Raw genomic sequence first — 6393 nt, 5'->3', positions numbered from 1 at the left:
GCCGGTGAAGTAGTCGGCCGGGCCCGCCATGCTGGCCTGGTCGCCATTGGGTATCACCTTGATGCCATCGGCGAGCGCGGCGCCGGTGCAGAGCTGGGCGAGAAGCAAGGTGGCTTGGAAGGGACGCTTCATGGTCAGCGGTTTCCTTACGGGTAGCGGGGGATGGGATGAGACCGGGCTGGCGCATCACGCGCCAGCGAAGCGGGTCCTGGACAGGGGAAGGCTGCGCACGCGCTGCCCGGTGAGCACCGCGACCGCGTTGATCACGGCCGGCGGGACGCCTGGAAGTCCGGGTTCGCCGACACCGCCCATGGGCGCGCCGCTCTCGACGATGCGCACATGCACGCGGGGCATCCGGCCGGGCGGCAGGATGGCGTAGGCGCCGAAGTTGCGCGCGCGGGGCATGCCGTTCTCGTACACGACTTCCTCAAGCAGGGTGGACGAAAGCCCTAGCGCCACGGCGGACTTCACCTGGGCCTCGACGATGGCGGGGTTGACGATGCTGCCGGGGTCGAAGGCCACCCAGACATCGTGAACCACCACCGAACCGCCCTCGATGGACACCTCGGCGATGGTGGCGACCTCGCTGCCGAATGCCGAACGGCGACGCCATGGCCACGCCCCGGGCGCGCTGGCTGCCGTCGCCGGCGGTGAAGGGGCCCCGTTTCCAGCCGCCCGAAAGCTCGGCGACCGCCTGCAGCAGCGCCTTGTGCCGTGGTTTGTCGGCCAGCAGGCGCAGGCGCAGTGCGTACGGGTCCTGCTGGCCGGCATCGGCCACTTCATCGAGGAAGGATTCGTAGAAGAAGTCGTTCATCGAATGCCCCACCGAGCGCCAGTAACCGATGGTGGGCGGATGTTCCAGGTAGACCTGCGCCACTCGCCGATTGGGAATGGCGTAAGGTTTCCTGGCGATACCTTCGACCGCCGACTTATTGGCCTTGTCCGGCTGGCGGCCGAACCAGCGCTCGGTGGGACTCTCGCCGACGGCCTCGGCGTACAGGGCCTGCGGCAGGCCGTTCTCGTCGATTCCGGCGCGAAAGCGCGCCAGGCCCATCGGCCGCAGCGCATCGCGCAGGAACTCCTCTTCGCGGCTCCAGATGAGCTTCACCGGGCGTCCGACGGCCTTGGCCAGCTGGATCGCCTGGGGGAAGGGGTTCGCCGTGCCGTAGAGGAAGTGCCGGCCGAAGAAGCCGCCCAGCGGCGAGGAGTGCAGGATGATCTGCTCGGGGGCGATGCCCGCAGCCTTGGCGGCGGCCTGCTGGAACAGCTCCGGCGCCTGGTTGGGTAGCCAAAGCTCGAGGGTGCCGTCCGCGTTCCAGCGGGCGATCGCCGATGGCGGCTCCAGTTGGCCGTGGGCCAGATAGGGCGCGTCGTAGGTCGCCTCGATCACACGGCTGGCCTGCTTCAGCGCCCTGGCGGCATCGCCGATTTCCTCGGCGGCGATGCCCGGACCGGGAGCGGCGGCCAGCGCGGCGCGCATGCCGGCGGAGGAAAAATCGGCGGGCATGGCGTGCGGGGTGCCCGGCGCGGCTTCCTTCCAACTGATCTTGAGCGACTCCACGGCACGCCGGGCCTGCCACCAGCGCTGGGCCACCACCGCGACGGCGCCGGGCAGGCGATGGATCGAGTGCACGCCCGGCATCGCCCTGACCTCCGCCTCGTTGGCGATGGCCTCGGGCTCGCCGCCCATGCGCGGTGCGTGCTGGACCGCCGCCAGGAGCATGCCGTCGACTTCGAGGTCGATGTTGTAGGTCACCTTGCCGGTGGACTTGTCGCGGGCGTCGAGGCGCGGCACGGGCTTGCCGATCCAGCGGAAGTCCTTCTTCTCCCGCAAGGGCACCTGCTCGGGGGGCGACAGCTCGGCGGCGAGGGCGGCCAGTTCGCCGTGGCCGAGGGTACGCCCGGAGGCCTCGTGCACCACGATGCCGGGTTGCGTGGCGAGGCTGTCCAGCGGCACCTCCAGCTTGGCGGCGGCGGCCTGCAGCAGCATGTGGCGTGCGGAGGCCCCCAGGCGGCGCATCACCTCGTAACTGGAACGTACCGAGAAGCTGCCGCCCGTGAAGCGGGCGCCATTCACCAGCAGGTAGTCGGCTCCCGGCGGCGCGCATTCGACGGAAAAGCGCTCCGGCGCGATGTCGAGTTCTTCGCCGACGATTTGCGCGAAAGCGGTGTAGATGCCCTGGCCGCCTTCGACGAAGGGGCTGCGCAGCAGGGCCGTGCCGTCCGGGCGGATTTCCAGGAAGGCCGGAATACGGGCGCCCGGCTTGGTTTCGGAGGCCACGCTCTGCACGGCTCTCACCACCTTGCCGGGCAGCAGGACGCCCAGCACCAGGGCGCCCAGGGAGGCCCCCATGAACCGGCGGCGGGAGAGATTGAGTGGCTGTCCGTCCGTGGGCAGGGATTCGGGAAGCTGAGGCATGTTCATCGGCATCATTTTCTTAGCCCTTGGCCAGTTGCTGCATGGCATCGGCGATGGCGTTGTAGGTGCCGCAGCGACAGAGATTCACCATGGCTGCGGCGATTTCCGCCTCGCCGGGCCTGGCGCTCTGTTTCAGCAGGGCAGTGGCGGTCAGCACCTGGCCGGACTGGCAGTACCCGCACTGCGGCACTTGGTGCTCGACCCAGGCCTCGACCACGCGCCTGCCCACCGGGTCCTCCTCGATGCCCTCGATGGTGGTGATGGCCTGGTTGGCCACGCTGCTCACCGGCATGACGCAGGAGCGGATGGGGCGCCCATCCGCCAGTACGGTGCAGGCTCCGCACTGGGCGGCCCCGCAGCCGTACTTGGTGCCGGTCAGGCCCAGTTCCTCGCGGATGACCCAGAGCAGCGGCGTATCGGGGGCGGCATCCACCTGGCGCTTCTTCCCATTGATCGTCAGCTCCATAAGTCTCCTCCTCGGATGGATTGGCTATCGCTGGCATGCGCGCCAGGCATCGCAGTGTTCTTGGTTCGGCGGGAAAGGGCCGGGGCGACAGATGGCGCCGTTCCCGCACGCCGGATTCTTCGCGTTCTGCAGCCGGGCGGGCGCGGCTCGCTTGTAGTCGCCGGGTATTATTAGTCCAGACGAAATGCCAGCCCCGATAGAGGGAAAAACTGCATGGACCTATGTGTCCCATCGATTAATCGGTGTGGGATAGCGAGGGGGAGGCGATGCATGCGTTGCTTGCAGCCGAAGAAAATCCGCCGGCCTCGCGCACAGCGAAGGGGCGGCGTGCCGGCAATTTATCGATGGAGTTCATAGGGCTATCCACTCCAGGCGCCTTATGGAGACAGCGGGCGCAGTGCTAGCTTCGCCTCCGGGTGTTCATCGGGAACGCGCGCCCTCCGCCCGGCGATGCAGACCAGCGTAATGTGGATCTTCGGCCGTTTGGCTGCCCCTCTTTTCATGAACTGATGCCCATCGGGCAGGATTGGATCGTTTGATATGCAGCATCTGGACTTGCAGGTTATCGAGCAGGCGTTGGCGTGGTCGCGCGCGGGGCAGGAAGTGTGGCTGTGTACGGTACTGGCCACGTTCGGTTCCTCGCCCCGCGAACCGGGGTCCCTGCTGGCGGCGCGCCGCGATGGTGCGCATGTCGGCTCGCTGTCCGGTGGCTGCGTGGAGGAGGACTTTCTCGAGCGGCTGCAGGGCGGGGCGTTCGACTGCACCGTCACGACCCTGCGCTACGGCGATCCCTCGGGGCCGCAGGGTTCGCGGATCGCCCTGCCCTGTGGCGGGATTCTCAAGGTGCTGATCGAGCGGCTGCCCGCGGACAGCGCCACCCGGGATCACCTGGAGAGCCTGCGCGCAACGCTGCGGGGGCAGCGTCATCTGCTGCGATGTGTCGATCTGCGCAACGGCGGGCTGCAGCTGCGCGAGGACGACGGCTTGGGGCCGCGCGTGGTCGAGTCGGCGGATGGGCAGGCGGTCGAGATTCGCGTCGGACCGGCCGCGCGGTTGATCATCGCGGGCATCTCGCCGGTGTCCGTGGTCTGCGCGCAGTTCGCACTGGCCCTGGGGTTCGAGGTCATTGTCTGCGATCCGCGCGAAGAGGCTCATGCCGGCTTCGAGGTACCCGGCATCGAGGTGCGCCAGGAGCTGCCTTCGCTGTTCATCGCCGCCGATGGCTGCCACACGGCCACCGCCGTGGTGGCGCTGACCCACGACCCGCGAATCGACGATCTGGCGATGATCGAGGCCGTGCGCACGCCCGCGTTCTACATCGGGGTCATGGGCTCTCAGCGAACTTCGGCGGCGCGTGCCGAGCGCCTGCGTCGCTCCGGTGGCCTGAGCGAGGCAGAGATCGCCCGTCTGCAGATGCCCATCGGTCTGGCGCTGGGTAGCAAGACGCCGGCGGAAATCGCTCTGGCCGTCATGGCCGATGTCGTCCGTGTCTATCGCGGCAGGCCGCGCGATGCGCTCTGAGCCGCCGCTCGACGATGATGAACAGGGCCGGATCATCGACGCGCAGGGGCGGCGGCTGCGTAACCTGCGCGTGAGCCTGACCAGCGCCTGCAACTACGCCTGCGTCTACTGCGTGGCGGATGGCAAGCGCCTGCATGCCGATCGCAAGGCGTTGCCTCTGCCCAGGCTGCTCCTGGCCGTCGAGTACCTCAAGGTCGCCAACGACCTTCGCACCTTGCGCATCACCGGTGGCGAGCCCCTGATCAGCCCGTTGTTCGACGGCTTCATGGCCGAACTGGGGCGCTTGGGCTTCGCGGATGTCTCCCTGACCACCAATGGCCAGCTGCTGTCGCGCAAGCTCCCGGTGCTGCTGGCGGCTGGCGTCGAACGCATCAACGTTTCGCTGGATACCCTGGACGCCGGGGCTTTGCGCCGCATCGCCCGTGGCGGCGACCTGGCCAAGGTGCTGGAGGGTATCGAGCGAGCCCTCGCGGCCGGTGTGCGGGTGAAGATCAACATGGTGCCCCTGCGCGGGCACAATCACGAGCAGGTCCGGCCGATGCTCGACTACTGCCTGGCACGCGGTATGGAGCTGCGTTTCATCGAGTTGATGCGCATGGGACACCTGGCCCGGGACCCTCGCACCTTTCAGCGCCAGTTCTTCGGGATGGCCGAGATCCTCGCGACCATTTCCGAGCGCTACGGATTCGAGCACGCGCCCAGCGCTCCGGACGCCACGGCACAGCGCTTCGTGATACCGGGGCGTGGCTATTTCGGTGTCATCGCCAACGAGAGTGCGCCGTTCTGCAGCCAGTGCAGCCGCGCGCGGCTGAGCTCCACGGGATGGCTGCATGGCTGCCTGTCTTCCAGTCGGAGTCACTACCTGGGGGATGTGCTCGAGCTGCCCCGCGACGAGGCGCTGGCGCGGATTCGCGAACTCTCCGCGCGAGCGCTGGCGGACAAGCAGGCCGAGCGCTTCTCCGGCGATGTGATGAGCATGAAGCTGATCGGTGGTTGAGCCGCCGCCCATGCCGACATCGCGCAGCCAGCGCCGGTCCGGTAGCCCTGGCCTACGCCTCGTAACGCAGGGCCGCAATCAGCAGGGACATGGCCCCCGACGGTTGCCGCCGGCTGGGGTAGTAGAGGTGGTAGCCCGACCAGTAGGGGCACCAGTCTTCCAGCACGGATACCAGGTGGCCGGTGCGGATGTAGGGCTGCGCGATGTCTTCCGGCACATAGGCCACGCCGAGGCCGGCCATCGCGGCGTCAAGGCAGTCGTAGATGCTGTTGTAGGTGAGCTGGCCGTTCACGCGGACGTTCATCTGCCGCCCGTCTTTTCCGAACTCCCAGGCCCAGAGTCCTCCGTAGGTGGGCAGGCGCAGGTTGATGCAGTTGTGCTGCATGAGGTCATCCGGCGTTCCGGGGAGGGGATGCCTGGCGAAGTATCCTTTGGTGGCCACCACCGCGAAGCGGATGTCCGGGCCGATGCGTAGCGCGATCATGTCCTGCGCGACGATCTCGCCCAGGCGAACGCCGGCATCGAATCGCTCGGCGGCGAGATCGACCAGGCCATTGTCGGCAAACAGTTCGACCTGGATGCCCGGATACTTCGGCAGGAATTTCTTCAGTCTGGCTGCCAGCACGCTACGGATCGCGTGATCCGAGGCGGTGATGCGTATCGTCCCCATGGGGCTGTCGCGCAGCGCCGACAAGGCGGACATCTCGGCATCGATCTCCTCCAGCTGCGGAGCGACCGACTGCAGCAGCCTTTCGCCAACCTCGGTGGGCGAGACCGTGCGCGAGTTGCGTGCCAGCAGGCGAGCGCCAAGCTTCGTCTCCAGCGCCCGCACAGCATGGCTGACCGCCGATTGCGACAGGCCCAGGTGCGCCGCCGCCCGGGTAAAGCTCTTTTCGCGGGCCACGGCAACGAACGCCACCAGTCCGCCGAAGGATTCCCGCAGGATGTCGTCTCTCATGCTCGATCAGTCTTCGCCATACGCGTGGCGCA

Annotated in this window: 4 protein-coding genes and 1 pseudogene; 2 read left to right on the top strand and 3 right to left on the bottom strand. The window is 67.8% G+C overall.

The genetic code is table 11. The features are described 5' to 3' along the window. Nucleotides 1-186 precede the first annotated feature (186 nt). Nucleotides 187-2434, bottom strand: a pseudogene (locus tag BMY22_RS07680) (xanthine dehydrogenase family protein molybdopterin-binding subunit). Between the two features lie 4 nt (nucleotides 2435-2438). Beyond that, entirely contained in the window at nucleotides 2439-2885 is a 447-nt protein-coding gene (locus tag BMY22_RS07675) for a (2Fe-2S)-binding protein (protein ID WP_090620895.1), read from the bottom strand. A gap of 540 nt (nucleotides 2886-3425) precedes the next feature. Here BMY22_RS07675 and BMY22_RS07670 point away from each other — a divergent pair. Continuing rightward, nucleotides 3426-4406, top strand: coding sequence for an XdhC family protein (locus tag BMY22_RS07670; protein WP_090620893.1), 981 nt, complete (start codon nucleotides 3426-3428; stop codon nucleotides 4404-4406). Next, nucleotides 4396-5403, top strand: a complete 1008-nt coding sequence (locus tag BMY22_RS07665) for a GTP 3',8-cyclase MoaA (protein WP_244158822.1) — start codon at nucleotides 4396-4398, stop codon at nucleotides 5401-5403. The genes BMY22_RS07670 and BMY22_RS07665 overlap by 11 nt, the downstream gene beginning before the upstream one ends. 52 nt (nucleotides 5404-5455) lie before the next feature. Here the strand turns inward: BMY22_RS07665 and BMY22_RS07660 are convergent, their stop codons facing one another. Continuing rightward, a complete protein-coding gene (locus BMY22_RS07660; protein ID WP_090620892.1) occupies nucleotides 5456-6361 on the bottom strand; it encodes a LysR family transcriptional regulator in 906 nt (301 codons plus the stop codon). Nucleotides 6362-6393 lie beyond the last annotated feature (32 nt).

This window comes from Azotobacter beijerinckii (genome assembly GCF_900110885.1).
In the GTDB taxonomy this organism is placed as follows: Bacteria; Pseudomonadota; Gammaproteobacteria; order Pseudomonadales; family Pseudomonadaceae; genus Azotobacter; species Azotobacter beijerinckii.
Note: the sequence above shows the minus strand (reverse complement) of the source record. Positions and strands in the feature narration are given on the sequence as shown.

Coding starts and splice junctions, on each gene's coding strand:
- BMY22_RS07675 (WP_090620895.1), bottom strand. CDS start 2,885: ATGGAGCTGACGATCAATGGGAAGAAGCGCCAGGTGGATGCCGCCCCC.
- BMY22_RS07670 (WP_090620893.1), top strand. CDS start 3,426: ATGCAGCATCTGGACTTGCAGGTTATCGAGCAGGCGTTGGCGTGGTCG.
- BMY22_RS07665 (WP_244158822.1), top strand. CDS start 4,396: ATGCGCTCTGAGCCGCCGCTCGACGATGATGAACAGGGCCGGATCATC.
- BMY22_RS07660 (WP_090620892.1), bottom strand. CDS start 6,361: ATGAGAGACGACATCCTGCGGGAATCCTTCGGCGGACTGGTGGCGTTC.